The organism is Devosia oryzisoli (genome assembly GCF_014837245.1).
GTDB lineage: Bacteria > Pseudomonadota > Alphaproteobacteria > Rhizobiales > Devosiaceae > Devosia > Devosia oryzisoli.
Window position 1 is genome coordinate 405,037 of sequence record NZ_JACYFU010000002.1, and the last position, 18,523, is coordinate 423,559.

Here is an 18,523-nt window from a genome sequence, read left to right on the forward strand (position 1 = left end):
CTCGCTGCGGAGCGTGTTCGACGAGGCGCCGGCCAAACGCCCGCTGACGCCGCTGCAACTGCGCGGCAAGGTGCTGGCGGACCGGCTGCGCGCCAAGGGCACGGAGCGAGGCAAGGTGGAGATTGCCGGGGGACCGCGGATCGGGGTGGCACTGGGCGGCGGCTCGGCGCGTGGCCTCACGCACATTCCCTATATCGAGGCCATGGATGAGCTGGGGCTCAGGCCCGCAGTCATCTCGGGCACCTCGATCGGCGCGCTGATCGGCGCCGGCTGGGCGGCAGGCATGACCGGCAAGGAACTGCGCGAGCATTCCATCGAGGTGCTGGGCACCATGCGCGCCATCGCGGCCAAGCTGTGGGCGCACCAGGTGCGCGGCATCGGCGGACTGCTCAAAAACGGTATTTCCATGCAGCTCGATGCGGGCAGCATGGTGGATGCCTTCACCCCCAGCGGCTTCCCCGACGAGTTCAAGGATCTCAAGATCCCGCTCCACGTGGTGGCCACCGATTTCCAGTCGTGGCATCAGGTGGTGTTCAATTCGGGCGCACTGCGGCCGGCCATCGCCGGCTCTATCGCCATCCCAAGCCTCTTCCGGCCGGTGGTGCATGGCCACCACGTGCTGGTGGACGGCGGCGTCGTCAATCCGCTGCCGCTCGACCAGGCCGACATCGACACCGACTTCCTGATCGGCATCGACGTGGTGGGGGACCCATCCATCGCGCTCACCAAGACCGACCACAAGGCGCTGGACCTGTGGTTCGGCTCGGCCCAGATCATGATGCACGCGCTGACGGCTCACATGATGGCCGCCTACCCCCCCGATATCTACATCCGGCCGCACGTGGCCAATTTCGGGGCAATGGAGTTCTGGCGGGTGCGGGAAATCCTCATCCATTGCGAGCCCGAGAAGGACCGCTTCAAGCGCCTCCTGGCGCACAAAGTGGAAGCCTATATTCAGGGCAAGGTGCAGCCCGTGGGCAGCGAGAGCGCCTAAGTCCGCAACGTCCTGAAAAATCCCGACAGCAGTGCCTCCGAGCGGCCGGCGGACAAGCCGCCGATGACCTCGGGGCGATGGTGGCAGGTGGGTTGGTCGAAGAGGCGGATGCCGTTTTCCACGGCACCGGCCTTGATGTCCTCGGCGGCAAAATAAACGCGCCGCAGCCGCGTATGGGCAATGGCACCGGCACACATGGCGCAGGGCTCGAGCGTAACGTAGAGATCGCAGCCATCGAGGCGCCCTGTGCCCCGGGCCGCGAGCGCCGCGCGGATGGCCAGCATCTCGGCATGCGCCGTGGGGTCGCGCAGCGCCTGCATCCGGTTACGCTCGGCGGCCAGCACCCGCTCCCCCTCCATGATGACGGCGCCGATCGGCGCTTCCCCGTCGGCGGCGGCCTCTTCGGCCAGGGCGAAGGCGCGGTCCATGGGGGTGAGGGGGCGGGACATGAAGTCTGGTTTAGGGGGTTTTGCCGGGCAGTGGAAGGTGTGGAAGCGGCGGCACTATCCTATACTGGCTCTCCAGGAGAATCGCCCTTGCCCATCCGCCAGCTTCCCGAAGACCTGATCAACCGGATCGCCGCCGGCGAGGTGGTGGAACGGCCGGCCAGCGTCGTCAAGGAACTGGTGGAAAATTCCATCGACGCGGGGGCGCGGCGGATCACGGTCGCGACGGCCGGTGGCGGCATGGATCTCATCCGCATCACCGACGACGGCTGCGGCATGGATCGCGACGACCTGCTGCTCTCGGTGGAGCGGCATGCCACCTCCAAGCTGACCCTCGACGATCTCGACGATATCCGCACACTGGGGTTTCGCGGCGAGGCCTTGGCCTCCATCGGCTCGGTAGCGCGCCTGTCGGTGGCCTCTCGTCCGGCCGGGGCGGAGAGCGGGCTGGTGCTGGTGGTGGATAACGGCCGGCGCAGCGGGCCGATGCCGCAGGCGATGAATCGCGGCACGGTGATCGAGGTGCGGGACCTCTTCTCGCAGGTGCCGGCGCGGCGCAAATTCCTCAAAAGCGCGCGGGCGGAAACGGCGGCGATTACCGACGTGATGCGGCGCCTGGCGATGGCCAATCCGCAGGTGCATTTCGTGCTCGAGGGCACCGACAGGCAGGTCTCGAACTGGCCCGCGGTGACTGGCGAAGCTGCGCTCGCCGCGCGGCTGGGCCAGGTGATGGGCGCCGATTTCGTCGAAAACGCGGTGCCTCTGGCCATGGCGCGGCATGGCGTCGTGGTGGCGGGTCTGGCCGGGCTGCCCACCTTTACCCGCGCCAACTCTCTCAGCCAGTTCTACTTCGTCAACGGCCGTTCGGTGCGCGACAAGGTGCTGGTGGGCGCGGTGCGGGCCGCCTATGCCGACTACACCTTCCGCGATCGGTTTCCCGTGGTGGCGCTTTACCTCGCCATCGACCCGGCGGCGGTCGACGTCAATGTCCACCCCGCCAAGGCCGAGTTGCGCTTCCGCGATGGTGGTGGCGTGCGCGGGGCCGTGATCCGGGCCATCGGCATGGCGCTGCACGAGGCGGGCTACAAGGCTTCGACCAGCGTGGCCGAGGACGTGCTCGGCGCCTTCACAGCCCCGGAAATGGCGCCGGCTGCACCCGTTCAGGCTGCCAGCGAACACCAACTCGACGAGGCGCCCGCGTCGTACCGGACCGGTCTTTCCGCCTGGACAGGCGCGGCCACGCTGGCGGCGCGCCCCAGCGCCGAGGCGCTTGCTGGCTTCACCCGACCGAGCGCCCGGGTGGAGATGGCCGAAGCCGCTCCGGAATTGCTGGACTTCCCGTTGGGCGCTGCGCGGGCGCAGATGTTCGACAACTACATCATCGCCCAGAGCGACAAGGGCCTGCTGCTAGTGGACCAGCACGCCGCGCATGAACGGCTGGTCTATGAGCGCTTCAAGGCGCAGCTGGCCGCGGGGCCGGTCCCGAGCCAGGCGCAGCTTATTCCCGTGATCGTCGAGATGCCGGAGGAGGATTGCGGGCGGCTCGAAGAGGCGGCGCCGGAACTGGAACGATTCGGGCTCTATCTCGACCGCTTCGGGCCGCGCGCCATTGCCGTGCGCGAGACCCCTGCCCTCCTGGGACATTCCGACATTGAAGGGCTGGTGCGCGATCTCGCCGACGGCCTGGCCGAATGGGACAGCGCAGCGGCGCTGACCGGTCGCATGGAAGCAATCATCGCCCGCATGGCCTGCCACGGTTCGGTCCGCTCGGGGCGGCGTCTGCGCGTGGACGAGATGAACGCGCTGTTGCGCGACATGGAGGCCACCCCCCATTCGGGCCAGTGCATCCACGGCCGGCCCACCTACGTTGAGCTCAAGAAGGCCGATATCGAAAGGCTGTTCGGCCGCAGCCGATAGCCCGCGGCCGGCCGCCACAGGACCCGGGCATGCTCTACTTTACCAGCGACACGCACTTTTCCGACCCGCGGGTGTTGCGCATCGACCGGCGGCCCTTCCCCACCCTCGAAGCGCATGATGCGGCACTGATCGGCTGGTGGAACGAGATCGTTGGGCCGGACGACGTGGTCTGGCACCTGGGGGATTTTGCCAAGGGCAGCACGGAGGATGTGGAGCGGCTGCTCGGCCAGTTGCAGGGCACCAAGCACCTCATCATCGGCAACAACGATCCGGAAACAACGCTCGCGGCGCGCGGGTGGGCGAGCACGCAGCACTATGCCGAGATGCGCATCGACGGGCAGCTCTTCATCCTCTGCCACTATCCGTTCCGCACCTGGAACCAGATGGGCAAGAAATCGATCGACCTCCACGGGCACTCGCATGGACGTCTCAAGCCCGTGACGCGGCAATATGACGTGGGCGTCGACGCCCAGGACTTTCGCCCGCGGCGGCTGGAGGAGATTCTGGCCCGGCATCGCAGGACAAACTGAGACGCCGGGACGTCCCCGCTGGAGCGCTCCTCTCCCCGCAAAGAGAAGACGAAGAGGAAACGCCTTGGCCGTTCAGGCGGCCTTCGGACCGACATAGCGCGACTGGGGGCGGATCAGCCGCCCGTTCGCGATCTGTTCGTGGGCGTGGGCCAGCCAGCCGCCGATGCGACCAGCCGCGAACACGCCGGTAAAGGCGTCGCGCGGGAAACCGAGCGCCTCGAGCAGCAGGGCGGTGAAGAACTCCACATTGGTCTCCAAAGGACGATCGGGCTTTTTCTGGCGCAGAAGCGCCAGGGCCTCGCGCTCGACGGCTTCCGCCAGGGCAAGGCGTTCCGCGTCAAGACCACCCGCATCGCCCAGGCGCCGCAGCGCCGCCTTGAGGGCATCGGCGCGTGGGTCGCGAACGCGGTAAATCCGGTGACCGAACCCCATGAGACGCCGCCCTCCGGCCAGTTCAGCAGTAAGCCAGCGCCCCGCGTCGTCGGGCGTCCCGACCGAGTCGAGCATGTCGAGCACAGGCCCCGGCGCCCCACCATGCAGCGGGCCCTTGAGCGCCCCCAGCGCGGCCAGCACCGCTGACGCATAGCCTGCCCGCGTCGAGGCGACGACACGGGCCGCAAAGGTGGAGGCGTTGAGGCCATGATCCGACACGGTCACGAGGTATGTGTCCAGCGCCAGCGTCGCCGCGCGCGTGGGCGCCATGCCGGTCAGCATGGCCAGCATGTCTTCGGCATAGCCGTAAGCGGCCAGAGGCGCGATGGCAGAACGGCCCGCCTTGCGGCGGACCAGCGCCGGAACAAACACGGCTGGAGCGGCCGCGAGAAGCAGCGCCGTCTCGGCCGTCTCATCGTCCGGCAGGCGGGCCATGAGGGCGCGCAATCCTCCCGTTATCGAAAGGGCAAGCAACCCGTCATCGAGATGAGCGAGTTCGGCAAAAGCGCGCACGCGCGCGGCGCCCAGGGCCGCCCGGATATGTTCTGCCGGCTGGTCGAGCAGGCCAGACAGGAGAAGCTCGAGGAGTTCCTCATAGCTGACGCGGCCCGCGAGATCATCGAGGGTACGGCCGCAGATCACCAGGCGCCCGTTGAGGCCGTCGACCTCCGAAAGGCTGGTGTCCGCCGCTATCACATCATCAAGACCAGACATGTTGCTTCTCCGTTGAGCCTGGCCTTATGTTGAGCGCAGCGACCACCAGGTCAATCTTGATCAATATCATCAATGTGAGGGGCGCATGAGCTGGCTGACCGCCGACGAAGCCCTGGCACGGCTGCGAACCAAGCCGCAGACGCTCTACGCCAATGTGAGCCGGGGCCGCATCGCCGCGCGCCCTGATCCCGATGACCCCCGGCGCAGCCTCTACCGGCAGGACGACGTGGAGCGGCTGGCGGCGCGGGGTCGCGGTCGCCGGGGCGCGAATGCCGTGGCGGCCGAAAGCATCGCCTGGGGTGAGCCGGTGCTGGAAACGGCTATCTCCACGATCGCGGAGGGGCGGCTCGTCTATCGCGGCGTTGATGCGGTTGCACTGTCTGAGACGGAAAGTCTGGAAACGGTGGCGTCGCTGCTTTGGGGCTTGGACGGGGCGGTCGCGTTCGGGGACGTCACCTCACCCTCGGCCCCTCGTCATCGAGGGTCCGGAGGCGCTGGAGCCGAGGCGGACTGTGCCGACCTGGTTTCAGCGTATCGTTTCGTGGCGGAATTGGCGGCGACCGAGATGCCGACCGTCGGACGGTCACGCACGGTGTTGCTCGCCGATGCGCAGCGCGTGGTCGGGCAAGTTGCCCATGCCTTGGCCGGACCGGGAGACGACCCGATGCATCGGCGGCTCGCCCGGCATTGGGGGCGGCCGGGAGCGGAGGATGCATTGCGTCGGGCGCTGGTATTGCTGGCTGAGCACGAACTCAACGCATCGACCTTTGCGGCGCGCGTGGCGGCTTCAACAGGTGCGCCGCTGGCCGCTGCGGTGATGGCGGGGCTCGCTGCGCTTTCGGGGCCGTTGCATGGAACGGCGAGCCACAGCATGGCCGGGCTCGTGGCGGCGGCCAAGGCGCACGGGCCAGAACAGGCGGTGCGCGAGGCTCTGCAATTGGGCCAGCCCCTGCCCTGCTTCGGTCATCGACTCTACCCCGATGGCGACGTGCGGGCGGCGGCGTTGATGGCCTCCTTCCCGGTGCCGGAGCTCTTTGCAGCCATTGCCAAGGCCGGCGAGGCGGTGATGGGCGAACAGCCCAATATCGACTTTGCGCTGGCGGCGATGACGGCGGCCTTCGACTTACCCAGCGAGGCCCCGCTGGAAATCTTTGCCCTGGCCCGCAGCGTGGGCTGGATCGCCCATGCGCTGGAGCAGGTGGAGACAGGAGCGCTGATCCGGCCGCGGGCGCGTTATGTGGGAGTCGACTGAGCTCCCGACGGACGTGTTGCCGTCATTGCCGGACTTGTTCCTGCAATCCATTTCGCGGCGCCATGGACCACCGCGACGAGCCCGGTGGTGACGGTGAGGAGAGAACGCAGCCCCGCCTGTATCCTCTATGCTTTAGGAGCGGTTTGAGGGAGTGCGGTGATCAGGTAGCGGATATCTAGGGCTCGCTGAGCTCCCTGCTTTGCCGTCATTGCCGGACTTGTTCCGGCAATCCAGCTGCGGTGCTATGGACCACCGGGACAGGCCCGGTGGTGACGGTGGGGAGAGAATGTGGCCCGCCTAGATCTCCATGGGCTGGAGCAGGTGGAGACGGCGAGGTGATCAGGAGGGCTGGTTAAGCTGCCGGCCGATGTATTGCCGTCATTGCCGGACTTGTTCCGGCAATCCATCTCGCGGTGCCATGGACCACCGGGACAAGCCCGGTGGTGACGGCTCTAGCAGGTGCCCGGCTCTAGCTGAAAACGCTCGCCCCCCGGTCGGCGACGCCAACCAGGCTGCGGAAGCCCGCGAAGAGTTCGCGGCCCATGCCGAAATGCTGGGGGCGCAAATCTTCGGTGGCGGGGGTGCGGGCGAAGAATTCCTTCTCGTCGCCGAGGAAGGTCAGCGTGCCCTCATTGGCGTCGAGGCGGATCATGTCACCGTCGCGGATCTTGCTGATGGGCCCGCCATCGACCGCCTCGGGCGTCATGTGGATCGCGGCGGGGACCTTGCCCGAGGCGCCGGACATGCGGCCATCGGTGAGGAGCGCGACCTTGAAGCCGCGATCTTGCAGGACGCCGAGCGCCGGGGTCAGCTTGTGCAATTCAGGCATGCCCAGCGCCTTGGGGCCGGAAAAACGGACGACGGCGATGATGTCGCCGGTCAACTCGCCGGCCTTGAACGCGGCCTGAAGGCCCTCCTGCCCATGGAACACGCGGGCGGGCGCCTCGATGACGCGGTGCTCGGGCTTGACGGCGGAAACCTTGATGACCGAGCGGCCCAGATTGCCCTTGAGCAGCTTGAGGCCGCCCGTCTGCTGGAACGGCGCCTTGACGCCGGTCAGCACCTTGGGCAGCGCACTCTCGGCCGGAGCGGGCTCGAAGGTCAGCTTGTCCTCGATGAGCTTGGCTTCGACGGCGTAGTTGGAAAGGCCCGAGCCCCACACCGTCTTGACGTCTTCGTGCAGATGACCGCTTTCGAGCAATTCCTTGACGAGGAACCCCATGCCGCCTGCGGCGTGGAAGTGGTTCACGTCGGCGACGCCGTTGGGATAGACGCGGGCGAGAAGCGGGGTGGCGTCCGACAGGTCGCTCATGTCGTCCCAGGTTACCTGGAGGCCTGCCGCGGCAGCGATGGCGATGAGGTGCATGGTGTGGTTGGTGGAGCCGCCGGTGGCGTGCAGGCCGACGAGGCCGTTGACGATGGCCTTTTCATCGATGATGTGGCCGATGGGCGTGTAGTTGTTGCCCTGGGCGGTGAGCGACAGCGCGCGGCGGGTGGCCTCGCGCGTCAGGGCATCGCGGAGCGGTGTGCCGGGATTGACGAAGCTGGCGCCGGGCAGGTGCAGGCCCATGATCTCCATAAGCATCTGGTTGGAATTGGCAGTGCCGTAGAAGGTGCAGGTGCCGGGCGAGTGGTAAGACTTGCTTTCGGCTTCCAGCAGTTCCGCGCGGCCGACCTTGCCCTCCATATAGAGCTGGCGGATCTTGCTCTTTTCGTCGTTGGGCATGCCCGAGGGCATTGGGCCGGCGGGGATGAAGACGGCCGGCAGGTGCCCGAAAGTCAGCGCGCCGATCATCAGGCCGGGCACGATCTTGTCGCAGATGCCGAGATAGACGGCGGCGTCGAACATGTTGTGCGAGAGCGAAATGGCGGTCGCCATGGCGATGACGTCGCGCGAGAACAGCGAGAGGTCCATGCCGGGCTGGCCCTGGGTGACGCCGTCGCACATGGCCGGAACCCCACCGGCCACCTGTGCGGTGGCGCCGATCTCGCGCGCCGCCGCTTTGATGATGTCGGGGTAGAACTGGTAGGGCTGGTGGGCGCTCAGCATGTCGTTGTAGCTGGTGACGATCCCGAGATTAGGGATCTTGTCGCCCGCGAGGGCCGCCTTTTCGGAGGGAGAGCAAGCGGCAAAGCCGTGGGCCAGGTTGCCGCAGGACAGCGCCGCGCGGTGCACGCCGGTGGCGCGGGCAGATTCGAGGCGGTCGAGATAGTCGCGGCGCGTGTCGCGGCTGCGCGCCGCAATACGATCGGTAACGTCCTTGATGGCCTGACGGACGGACATGGCACTTGGCTCCATAGCTGGCAAGGACGCGCCAGAAGAGGGCCGCTGGCGCGGAAGGCCTTGCAGTGGTGACTGGTGCGGATCAGGCGGCCGGCGTGGTCAATTGGGGACCGCGCCGGGAGCCTTCAGGGACACCAGTAAACAGAAATCGGCGCGCCGGAGCGCAGCACGGCCCGAACGGGCATGTCAGCGACGGGACCGTCGGCAAGAGCGCGGTCCAGCGTCTGCGCCTTCTCGTCGCCCTCGATATGCAGGAAGAGGGAGTCGGTCTCGAGCAGGCGGGGAAGGGTCAAGGTAATGCGCGCCTCGCCGGCGCCGGGCGCATGAATTGCCAGCGCGGGCCCGGCCTCGGACAAAGCAGCATCGAGCGTGTCGCCACCCGGGAAGAAGCTCGCCGTGTGTCCGTCATTGCCCATGCCGAGGACGACCGCGGCAAAGGGTTTGGGCAGATCACCGAGGAGGCGATTGGTCTTGGCGACGGCGTCGTCCGAAGGCTCCTCGCCACCGGAGTACAGCGGGAAGAACCGCGCCACCGCCGCCGGGCCCTGCAGCAGCTTCTCGTTGACCAGCAGCGCGTTCGAGCGGTCGTTGGTTTCATCGACCCAGCGCTCGTCGACGAGGGTGACGACGACGCGCGCCCAGTCGATGTCCTTGGTCTTGCCCAGGGCCTGGAAGAACTTCGCCGGGGTCGAGCCGCCGCTGACCGCAATCGCTGCCGTGCCGCGCGTCTCGATGGCGCTGCGAATGCGGTCGGCCACGGCCTCGGCCAGTTCCCGGGCCAGCGTCGTCTTGTCGGCAAAGCTGCGGCGGTCGATGGTCACTGGTCGGTGCCCTCGTACCAGGTGCGGCCGTCGCGTTCGATGAGGGCAATGGCGCCGCTGGGGCCCCACGTGCCGGCGGTATAGGTCTGCGGCGGCTCGGACGAACGCTCCCAGGCGTCGCGGATCGGATCGACCCAGGCCCACGCGGCCTCGAGCTCGTCGCGCCGCATGAACAGGGTCTGGCTGCCGCGGATCACGTCCATCAGGAGGCGCTCGTAGGCTTCGGGCGTGCGCTCGGCGAACGTCTCGGCGAAGGAGAGGTTTAGCGGCACCTCGCGCAGGCGCATGCCGCCCGGGCCGGGGTCCTTGATCATCATCATCAGCTTGACGCCCTCATTTGGCTGCAGGCGGATGATGAGCTTGTTGGCCTTGGGGGCGCCTTCCGCGTGATCGAACACGGAGTGCGGGATGGGCTTGAACTGGATGCAGATTTCCGAGACGCGTTCGGCCATGCGCTTGCCGGTGCGCAGGTAGAACGGCACGCCGGCCCAGCGCCAGTTCTCGATTTCGGCCTTGAGCGCGACGAAGGTCTCGGTCCGGCTGCCCTTCTTGTTCTCGGGCAGCTCGTCCTGGTAGCTGGCAACCGACGTCGTTTCCGATTTGACCCCACGATACTGTCCGCGCACGGTGTTGCGCGCCACATCACCATTGACGATGGGCTTGAGGGCCCGCAGCACCTTCAGCTTCTCGTCCCGGAGGGCGTTCGCATCGTCCGAAGCCGGCGGCTCCATGGCCACGAGGCAGAGCAGCTGCAGCATGTGGTTCTGGATCATGTCGCGCAGCGCGCCGCTCTCGTCGTAATAGCCGCGGGTACCGGCACCGACGCTCTCGGCCACGGTCAGTTGCACGTGGTCGATATGCGCCGAATTCCAGATCGGTTCGAACAGCATGTTGGCAAAGCGCAGCGCCAGAAGGTTCTGGACTGTTTCCTTACCCAGGTAATGGTCGATGCGGTAAACCTGGTCTTCCTCGAAGATCTTGGCGACGCCGTCGTTGATTTCCTTGGAGGATTCCAGGTCGTGCCCCAGGGGTTTTTCGATGACCACGCGCGCATCGCGGCGATAAACCTTGGTCTTGGACAGCTGCTCGGCGATGGGTTCGAAGAGATCGGGCGCCACGGCGAGGTAAAAGGCACGCACCACCTTGGGGTCGTCGCGCAGCGCCTTCCGGATGTCGCCCCAACCCGCCTCGTCCGTCACGTCGTTGACGATGTAGGAGAAGAGCTTGACGAAGCGATCGACGACGTCCTTCTCCTGATACTGCTTTTCCACGAACTGGGTCACCGCGTCGCGCGCCGCCTGCTGGAAATCAGCGTCGCTGAGCTTTGAGCGCGACACGCCGATGACGCGGCTCTGTTCGTCGAACTGGCCATCGAGGAAGCGATGATAGAGCGCCGGAATGAGCTTGCGCTTGGTCAGGTCGCCGGTGGCGCCGAACACCACGTAGTCGAATGGCTGGACGGGAATAATACGGCTGGACAAGAGGCAAGTCCTTTTCAGGCGGGGAAGTTCTGCCGGGCGAGAATGACTGCGCCATGCAGGGGTTCGTATTGGGGCAAAGCGACGTAGTCGCCATAACGTTGCTGAAGTTGCGGAAAGAGGCGCTGCCCCAGGCCGCCGACAATGGCCATGACGCTCGCACCGTGCCCGCGAAACCAGCGCACATAGGTGTCGATATAGCCCATCTCGATCTCGAGCATCTTGAGCGCCACGGGATCGGATTGTTCAAGGTAGTCAAACATCAGCGGCATGAGCTTGCCGAATTCGCCCGGGGCGCGGCCGATAAGCGCGTCGTCGCATCCTTCAGACCCGTCGCGGCTGAGGAGTTTGAGCTCCATCTCGGTCGCGAAGGCCCAGGTCATGACGGCCTGGTTGGAGCCGCCCAACTGGGCGATCACCGCCCGCGTCAGGGGCGAGGCTTCCACTAGGCCATCTTCGGCCTCGACGGCGTAGCGCGCCAGTTCGCGCCCGAGAATGGCGCCCGACATCTGGTCTCCGATGTGAAACCCCCAGCCCCCCGCCTGATAGCGCTTGCCACCCACGACCGACATGGCTGCCGAGCCGGTCCCGATGATGACGACGCCGCCCTCCCCGCCCCCGAGAGCACCGGCGTGCGCAATGTCGATGTCGTCATACACCTTGACGCCGGCGAAGGGCCAAGGTCGCGCGGCAAAGGCAGCACGGGCCGAATCCATGCGCCCGCCCGCCATGCCGAAGCAGGCATAGGTGTTGGCTGTCTCTGCGTAGTCTATGCCCGCCGCCTTGAAGACGTCGCGGGTGCCGTCGCTGATGGCGGCAAAGGCAGGATCGCCGCCATCGATCTGGAGGTTGGAGCGCCCATTCTTGACCTCGGCCAACGTCTCGAGGTTTTCGTCGGCAAGGCGGACGCGACAGTTGGTGCCGCCCCCATCGACGCCCAGATAATATCGAGGCACGAATGGCTTCTCCGTAATGGACAGGATCGGAAGGACCGCGCAGCGCTCTAAGCCGCTGTTTCCCCGATCCACCCTAGGGTGTCAATTCGCGGCGGACCATAATGCGAAAGCTGCTAAGACGAAAGTAGCATAGAGCACAAAAGCGTTCGGTCCGGCAGACGCAATGTTCCTGTCTCCTCCCTGGAAGATTTGCCGCCGGGAACGGCTTGCACCCCCGGCCCGTTGGGCGGAAACTGTTGAGCGGTCAACCCGCGCGTGGCGGACGCACGAGAAGGATCGGAGATGACACGGCATACATTGGTGCTCGGTGGAGCGCGCTCCGGCAAGACGGCCTTTGCCGAACGCCTGGCGCTGCACGCCGGGGCGCGGCCGGCCTATCTGGCCACGGCCAGCGTCCTCGACGGAGAGATGCGCGACCGGGTCTCGACCCACAAGGCCAGCCGCGGCGTTGAGTTCACCACCATCGAGGAACCCCTCGCGCTGTCCCAGACCATCGTCCGCGCAGGCGCTCAGCACGATGTGATTCTGGTCGATTGCCTGACGCTGTGGATCACCAACCTCCTCATGGCCAATGAAGATGTCGCTACGGCAGTGAGCGACCTATACGCCACGCTGACCGAATTCCGGCAGGCCAAGGTCGTGCTGGTGTCCAACGAGGTTGGCCTGGGGATCGTGCCGGACAACGCCATGGCTCGCACGTTTCGTGATCTGGCCGGGTCCGCGCACCAGCGGCTGGCTGAGATTTGCGACGATGTCTACTTCGTGGCAGCGGGCCTGCCCCTGACGCTGAAAGGCGACGCACCGGCGCTCTAGAGGGTGCTTCAGGCCGCCAGCACCATGAGCGCGATCAAGGCGCTGAGCGCAAGCAGCACATCGAGCGTGCGGCGATAGAGGTGGAGGGCGAGAAGAACGTCACTCGGCCCGAGGGCCGTCTTGCCCGAACCGAAAGCCGGCAAATCAATCACGATGCCACCATAGGCGCGCGGACCGCCCAGGGTAAAGCCAAGCGCGCCGGCAAAGGCCGCTTCCGGCCACCCGGCATTGGGTGATTCGTGCTTTGAAGCGTCGCGGCGGGCCACGGCCCATGCGTTGGAGGGGCTGGCGCCGGGCGTAAAGAAGCAGGCGATGACCACCAGAACTGCGGTAAGACGCGCCGGGACAAGGTTGACGAGATCGTCGAGCTTGGCGGCCGACCAGCCATAGTCGGCGTAGCGCTCGTCCCGGTGGCCGATCATGGAGTCGGCGGTGTTGATGGCCTTGTAGAGGGCGATGCCGGGAAGTCCCAGCAGAACCAGCCAGAACCACGGCGCCACGACCCCGTCCGAGGTGCTTTCGGCAAGGGTTTCGACGGCGGCACGGGACACTCCGGCGGAGTCCAGGGCCTTGGGATCGCGGCCAACAATATGGCTCACCGCTTCGCGGCCCGCGGCAAGGGAGGCGCGCAAGGCTTCCGACACCGCCTCCACCGCGCGACCCAGCTCCTTTTGCGCGAGAAGACTGGTGGCGAGCAGCATTTCCAGCAGCCATCCGCCGGGGAACCAGGAGAGAATTGTCCGGATGCCGACGGTGACAATCAGCACCGCAAGCAGCACCAGCGCCAGGGCGACCACTCCCGCAAGCCGCCGCTGGGCCGGGGTCCGGTCAGGCGTATTGAGGCGGGTTTCAGCGGCCCCAATGAGGCTCCCGATCCACATGACCGGATGGCCGATCCGGCGCGTGAGACCGTCGGGGTAGCCAAAGGCGCGCTCAACGACGAGGGCGATAGGAGCGATCAGTGGGTCCGTCATGCGCGATTATCCACGGGGCCGGCAAGCGAGAGAAGTCGATCGATGTCGACATGCTTTTCGAGATGGGCGGCGAGCGCGTCAAGCGTCGCCTCGATGCTGTCCTCATAGGCGATGTCTGGACTGGCCGCATCGCCGAGAAACGCCCGGCGAAACAGGTCGCTGGCAAAGAGTCCATGCAGATAGGTGCCCATCACCCGGCCGTTAGCGCTGACGGCGCCCTCATCGTCGCCCCCGACGCGGGCAAAAGGGCGCGCGCGGTCGGGCCCCAGCGTGTCCCCCATATGCATATGGTAGCCGGTGACGGGCTGGCCGCTCGCCAGATGAACGGCGTTTTCCGTGCGCAGCGTCTTGGTGGGCTGGAGAGTGGTTTTCAGGTCGAGCAGGCCAAGGCCTTCGCTCGTCCCCGGCAGGCCTTCGAGGCCGGCGGGATCGGCGATGGTGCGTCCCAGCATCTGGTACCCCCCGCAGATGCCGAGAATAGTGCCGCCGGCGCGGTGGTGGGCGAGAATGTCGATGTCCCAGCCGTTGGCGCGCAGGGCCGCCAGATCGGAGCGCGTGGCTTTCGAGCCGGGGAGAATCACCAGGTCCGCGTTACGCGGCAGCGGCCGGCCCGGCGGCACGAGCGTGAGGGTGACGCCCGGTTCGGCGCGCAGCGGGTCGAGGTCGTCGAAATTGGCGATGCGCGGCAGGCGCGGCACCACGATGTGAAATGCGCCCTTCCCACCCGAAACAGCGTCGAGCGCCAGTGCGTCTTCCGCCGGAAGCCGCGCTGCCTCGGCAAAGTGGGGAACCGGCCCGAGGCACGGCCGGCCGGTGCGCGTTTCGAGAAACGCCTTGCCGCTGTCGAAGAGAGCCGGGTCGCCAAAGAACCGGTTGATCAGGCTGGCCCCCACCAGTTGGGCATCTTCCGGATCGATCACGGCCAGCGTTCCGACCAGCGCCGCGATCACGCCGCCGCGGTGGATGTCCCCCACCAGGACCACCGGCACATTGGCGGCGCGGGCAAAGCCGAAATTGGCGATATCGCCGTCGCGCAGATTGACCTCCGAGGCACTGCCCGCCCCTTCCACCACCACCACGTCTGCCGTTCCCGAAAGTTCACGAAAGGCGTCGAGAACTTCTGGCAGCAGTTGAGACCGGCTGGACCAGTACTGCCGCGCGGAGAGGCTCGCGCGGCGCCGTCCACGGACCACCACTTGGGAGCCAGTATCCCCTTCGGGCTTGAGCAAGACGGGATTCATCGCCGTGATGGGTTGGCGGCGGGCGGCGCGGGCCTGCAGCGCCTGGGCGCGCCCGATCTCCCCGCCATCCACGGTGACGGCGGCATTGTTGCTCATGTTCTGCGGCTTGAAGGGCGCGACCGCCAGGCCGCGATTGGCCAGGGCCCGGCAAAGCCCGGCGACGATCAGCGACTTGCCGACGTCGGACCCGGTTCCCATGATCATCAGAGCTTTGGTCACGGGTCTCGTGTGCTCACGCCTACCTGGCCAAGAAAGCCAGTTCTCGCCACCGCATCAAGCACAGGCGCCCGACCAAGGCTAGCCCTGAGCCGCAGAGATGACATGAGCGTAGGACCCCATGACGCGCCCGAGCCGCCCACCCATGGGCGGCTGGCGGGTGCCCTCCGCATCGAGCGCCTCGAACAGGGGCGGCAGGCCGAGCTGCTTGGCCGACGAATAGTGGAATTCGTGACCGTTGAGCCCTTCCGGCCAGGGCAGAGCGCCCTCGTGTAGGAGCCGACGATAGCCCAGCACGCGCCGCGGGCGGTCGATGCGGGTGGTGTGCGGCAGGAGGCCAGCCATGTCATGGCCTGCCCCATCCCGGTCGACCAGCGTCTGTCCCAGCACCATGAACCCGCCGCACTCGCCATAGATCAGCGCATTCTTGTCCCGGGCGGCACGGAGCCCCGACTGGAAACTCTTTGCATTGGCCAGTATCGGGGCGTGGAGTTCCGGGTAGCCGCCGGGCAGGAACACCGCGTCCGCATCGGCGGCGGGTGGTTCATCGGCCAGCGGCGAAAAGAAGGAGAGCTCGGCACCGGCGGCGCGCCAGCCGTCGAGCAAATGAGGGTAGAGAAAGGCGAAGGCGTCGTCGCGGGCAATGGCGATCCGCTGCCCGAGCGGCGGCAGGCCTGGCGGCGTCTCCGGCGCCGCAGGCAAGGGCCGAGCCAGTGCGGTGATGGCGCTGAGATCAAGATAGTCCTCCACCGCCTGGCCAGCCGAACCAAGAAAGGCGGAGAAGGCGTCGATCTCGCCGGGCAGCACGAGCCCGAGATGACGTTCGGGCAGAACCAGTTCCGGGCGCCTGGGCATGGCGCCGAGGAGCGGCAGACCTGTCGCCGCCAGAGCCCGCGTCAGCATGCGCTCATGCCGCGCGGTGGCGACGCGGTTGAGAATGACGCCGGCGATCTCGACGCCGGGGCGCCAGCGCGCAAAGCCGGCGACGAGCGGCGCCACTGACTGGCTCTGGCGGTCGGCGTCCACCACGAAAAGCACTGGCAGGCCCAGTGTCTCGGCCAGATCGGCCGTCGACCCGTGGCCGTCGGCGGCGGCATCGAAGAGCCCCATCACGCCTTCGACCAGAAGCAGGTCGGCTCCAACGGCCTGTTGCGCGGCAAGGGCGCGCTGGTGGTCCGCCGTCATGGCCCAGGGGTCGAGGTTGATCGCGTCGCGCCCGGCGGCGCGCCCGAGAAAAACCGGGTCGATGAAGTCGGGGCCGATTTTGGCCGGCGCAACGATGTGTCCCTTCCGGCGCAGCGCAGCCAGGAGCCCAAAGGTGATGACGGTCTTGCCAGAGCCCGAACGCGGCGCCGCGATCACGAGGCCCCTAGCCAAAGACGTGGCTCCGCAGCTCCGCCCGATACCAGTCCAGGTTGGCCCGATGCGCATCGACCGGCCCGACGACGATGATGGCCGGCGTCGGCACGTCCTCAAGCAATGCCACGCGCTCCAGGGTGGTCTCGATCACCGACTGGCCTGGCGTGGCCGCGTGGCTGACGATCGTCACCGGCTCGTGCTGCGGCCGGCCGGCAGCCCGCAGGCGCTCCGCAATGATCGGCAGGTGCTTGACCGCCATGAACATGACCAGCACCGGCGCGGCGGCCGAGACGGCGGGCCAGTCGACGGCGCTGGGCACGGTGCCGGTCTCGTCGTGTCCAGTGAGAAAAAGCACTGTGTGGTTGGTGTCGCGGTGGGTCACCGGCAGACCCGCATAGGCGAGGCCCCCAAGGCCCGAGGAAATGCCGGGCACGATGCGGAACGGAATGCCGGCGCGGGAAAGCTCGCCCGCCTCTTCGCCACCCCGGCCGAACATGAACGGGTCGCCGCCCTTGAGGCGCAGCACCTTCTTTCCCGCACGCGCCAGGTCGATGAGGCGGATGGTGATGTCGGCCTGCTTCGGCGAGGGTTTGCCGCCGCGCTTGCCGGCATGGATGCGTTCGACATGGGCCGGCGCGAGATCGAGAATGGCGGGTGATACCAGCGCATCGTGCACCACGACATCGGCCTCACCCAGGGCCCGATAGGCCAGCAGGGTCAGGAGCCCCGGCCCTCCGGGTCCAGCGCCGACCAGCCAGACCGTTCCGGGAGCGAAGGTGGGGAAGTCCGCGTCATCGAGGGCTGCAAAGTGCCGGTCAGTCATGGCGCAGGCACCTTGACGAGGTTTTGGATCGGCCTAAAGCAACAGCATGGTGACGCGACAGGCCGGGCAACCAAAGTCCATTCTTATTCTTGGCGGCACGGCGGAGGCGCGATCCCTGGCCGCTGGGCTGATCGGCCTCGGCTTTGACGTGACCAGTTCGCTCGCGGGCCGGACGCAGGCGCCCATCCACCCTCCAGGCGCGGTCAGGGTGGGAGGCTTCGGCGGCGCAGCCGGATTGGCGCGGTACCTGCAAGAAAACAGCTTCACGCATCTGGTGGATGCGACCCATCCTTATGCCGCAGCGATATCGCGCAATGCTATCGAGGCCGCGCAAAGCACCGGCGTCCCGCTGCTGCGGCTGATGCGCCCGCCCTGGACCCCGGCTCGGGATGCGGTGTGGCTCGACGTGGCCGGTGCCGATGAGGCCGCCACCGCGTTGCCGGCGGGTGCAAGCGTGCTGCTGACCACCGGGCACGCGGACCTCCAAACCTATCTCCAACGATCCGACTGCCGCTTCGTGATCCGCGTCATCGAAAAACCCGTTCTCACCCTGCCCGACCATGCGCGATTGCTGGTCAGCAGGCCCCCCTACGACCTGGCTAAGGAACTGGCCTTGATGCGCGATTGCGCCATCACCCATCTCGTCGCCAAGAATTCGGGGGGCGGGCAGACCGCGGCCAAGCTCGAGGCGGCGAACGCGCTGGGCGTGACAACCATCATGCTGGCCCGTCCCCATTACGCGTCGGCGCCCGAAGTGGAGAGCGTGGAGGCCGCGCTCACCGTGCTCTCCGCCTGATAGAGGGCCAGCGACAGCGCACAGGTGGCGTTAGCCGATTTCCGCTTTTCGAGCAGCAAGGGGCCAGACCGGAGCGCGGCGGCCTCGGCCACGGAGGTCACCCCAATGCCCCGAAAAACCCGCTCTGAAGGATTGGGCACATCGTTCGGTGCTGCCGTGACGTCCACGGCTCTCAAAGGGACATTGAGCGCTGCCGCGGCCGCGTTGAGGGCTGGATGCCGGGCGCGTATCTCTGCCGTCACGCAGCCGAGTATGCGAGCCCGATCGGCACCCGCTTCGGCCAGGCAGCAATCGATCAGATCGAGGACTTCTTCGGCGGTGGCGGCGGCACGGGCGCCCAGGCCCACGACGATGCCGGCAACAGACGCATGACCCTCTTCGGGGCCGGAAGGCAAAACGGTCATTTCCAGCCTCGCTGAACGACGAGGCAGCATCACTCAAAACCGAGCAGCCCCGGACTTGGTCCCGCTTTTGGTC

17 protein-coding genes are annotated in these 18,523 nt (G+C 67.0%); 6 read left to right on the forward strand and 11 right to left on the reverse strand.

The features are described from left to right. The first annotated feature begins 13 nt into the window (after positions 1-13). Positions 14-994, forward strand: coding sequence for a patatin-like phospholipase family protein (locus IC608_RS08570; RefSeq protein WP_191774504.1), 981 nt, complete (start codon positions 14-16; stop codon positions 992-994). Here the strand turns inward: IC608_RS08570 and IC608_RS08575 are convergent. Continuing rightward, a complete protein-coding gene (locus IC608_RS08575) occupies positions 991-1,443 on the reverse strand; it encodes a nucleoside deaminase (protein ID WP_191774505.1) in 453 nt (150 codons plus the stop codon). The two genes, IC608_RS08570 and IC608_RS08575, sit on opposite strands and share 4 nt — an antisense overlap. An 87-nt stretch (positions 1,444-1,530) precedes the next feature. On the opposite strand from IC608_RS08575, the gene mutL reads away from it, so the two are divergent. After that, positions 1,531-3,357, forward strand: a complete 1,827-nt coding sequence (gene mutL / locus IC608_RS08580) for a DNA mismatch repair endonuclease MutL (protein WP_191774506.1) — start codon at positions 1,531-1,533, stop codon at positions 3,355-3,357. Between the two features lie 29 nt (positions 3,358-3,386). Further along, positions 3,387-3,887 carry a metallophosphoesterase family protein gene (locus IC608_RS08585; RefSeq protein ID WP_191774508.1) on the forward strand — a complete coding sequence of 167 codons (501 nt, stop codon included), beginning with the start codon at positions 3,387-3,389 and terminating at the stop codon, positions 3,885-3,887. Between the two features lie 72 nt (positions 3,888-3,959). Here the strand turns inward: IC608_RS08585 and IC608_RS08590 are convergent, their stop codons facing one another. Further along, a complete protein-coding gene (locus tag IC608_RS08590; protein WP_191774510.1) occupies positions 3,960-5,033 on the reverse strand; it encodes a citrate synthase in 1,074 nt (357 codons plus the stop codon). A gap of 85 nt (positions 5,034-5,118) precedes the next feature. Between IC608_RS08590 and IC608_RS08595 the strand changes: the two genes are divergently transcribed. Further along, on the forward strand, positions 5,119-6,285 hold the full coding sequence (locus IC608_RS08595) for a citrate synthase (protein ID WP_191774511.1): 1,167 nt from the start codon (positions 5,119-5,121) through the stop codon (positions 6,283-6,285). A gap of 469 nt (positions 6,286-6,754) precedes the next feature. On the opposite strand, the gene edd is transcribed toward IC608_RS08595, so the two are convergent. From edd to IC608_RS08615, 4 genes are all read right to left on the reverse strand, one after another. Continuing rightward, the gene (gene edd / locus IC608_RS08600) at positions 6,755-8,569 is read right to left on the reverse strand and encodes a phosphogluconate dehydratase (RefSeq protein ID WP_191774512.1); all 1,815 of its coding nucleotides are present in this window, start codon (positions 8,567-8,569) and stop codon (positions 6,755-6,757) included. Between the two features lie 125 nt (positions 8,570-8,694). Continuing rightward, on the reverse strand, positions 8,695-9,390 hold the full coding sequence (gene pgl / locus IC608_RS08605) for a 6-phosphogluconolactonase (RefSeq protein ID WP_191774515.1): 696 nt from the start codon (positions 9,388-9,390) through the stop codon (positions 8,695-8,697). Next, the gene (gene zwf, locus IC608_RS08610; protein ID WP_191774517.1) at positions 9,387-10,871 is read right to left on the reverse strand and encodes a glucose-6-phosphate dehydrogenase; all 1,485 of its coding nucleotides are present in this window, start codon (positions 10,869-10,871) and stop codon (positions 9,387-9,389) included. Before zwf ends, pgl begins: the two co-directional genes overlap by 4 nt. Positions 10,872-10,885: 14 nt before the next feature. Further along, entirely contained in the window at positions 10,886-11,824 is a 939-nt protein-coding gene (locus IC608_RS08615; protein WP_191774518.1) for a BadF/BadG/BcrA/BcrD ATPase family protein, read from the reverse strand. 282 nt (positions 11,825-12,106) lie between these two features. Between IC608_RS08615 and cobU the strand changes: the two genes are divergently transcribed. Beyond that, complete coding sequence (gene cobU / locus IC608_RS08620; RefSeq protein ID WP_191774519.1) at positions 12,107-12,637, forward strand: bifunctional adenosylcobinamide kinase/adenosylcobinamide-phosphate guanylyltransferase; 531 nt, start codon at positions 12,107-12,109, stop codon at positions 12,635-12,637. A gap of 8 nt (positions 12,638-12,645) precedes the next feature. On the opposite strand, the gene cbiB is transcribed toward cobU, so the two are convergent. From cbiB to cobA, 4 genes are all read right to left on the reverse strand, one after another. Beyond that, positions 12,646-13,611: an adenosylcobinamide-phosphate synthase CbiB gene (gene cbiB / locus IC608_RS08625; protein ID WP_191774520.1), complete on the reverse strand. Its 966-nt coding sequence runs from the start codon at positions 13,609-13,611 to the stop codon at positions 12,646-12,648. Then, positions 13,608-15,071, reverse strand: a complete 1,464-nt coding sequence (locus IC608_RS08630) for a cobyric acid synthase (RefSeq protein ID WP_345890869.1) — start codon at positions 15,069-15,071, stop codon at positions 13,608-13,610. The genes cbiB and IC608_RS08630 overlap by 4 nt, the downstream gene beginning before the upstream one ends. 78 nt (positions 15,072-15,149) lie before the next feature. Then, the gene (locus IC608_RS08635) at positions 15,150-16,445 is read right to left on the reverse strand and encodes a cobyrinic acid a,c-diamide synthase CobB (RefSeq protein ID WP_248306271.1); all 1,296 of its coding nucleotides are present in this window, start codon (positions 16,443-16,445) and stop codon (positions 15,150-15,152) included. After that, the gene (gene cobA / locus IC608_RS08640) at positions 16,438-17,250 is read right to left on the reverse strand and encodes a uroporphyrinogen-III C-methyltransferase (protein ID WP_191774522.1); all 813 of its coding nucleotides are present in this window, start codon (positions 17,248-17,250) and stop codon (positions 16,438-16,440) included. The genes IC608_RS08635 and cobA overlap by 8 nt, the downstream gene beginning before the upstream one ends. Before the next feature lie 46 nt (positions 17,251-17,296). On the opposite strand from cobA, the gene IC608_RS08645 reads away from it, so the two are divergent. After that, positions 17,297-18,046, forward strand: coding sequence for a cobalt-precorrin-6A reductase (locus tag IC608_RS08645; RefSeq protein WP_191774524.1), 750 nt, complete (start codon positions 17,297-17,299; stop codon positions 18,044-18,046). Here the strand turns inward: IC608_RS08645 and IC608_RS08650 are convergent. After that, positions 17,986-18,450: a cobalamin biosynthesis protein gene (locus IC608_RS08650; RefSeq protein WP_191774537.1), complete on the reverse strand. Its 465-nt coding sequence runs from the start codon at positions 18,448-18,450 to the stop codon at positions 17,986-17,988. The genes IC608_RS08645 and IC608_RS08650 overlap by 61 nt on opposite strands. Between the last annotated feature and the right edge of the window lie 73 nt (positions 18,451-18,523).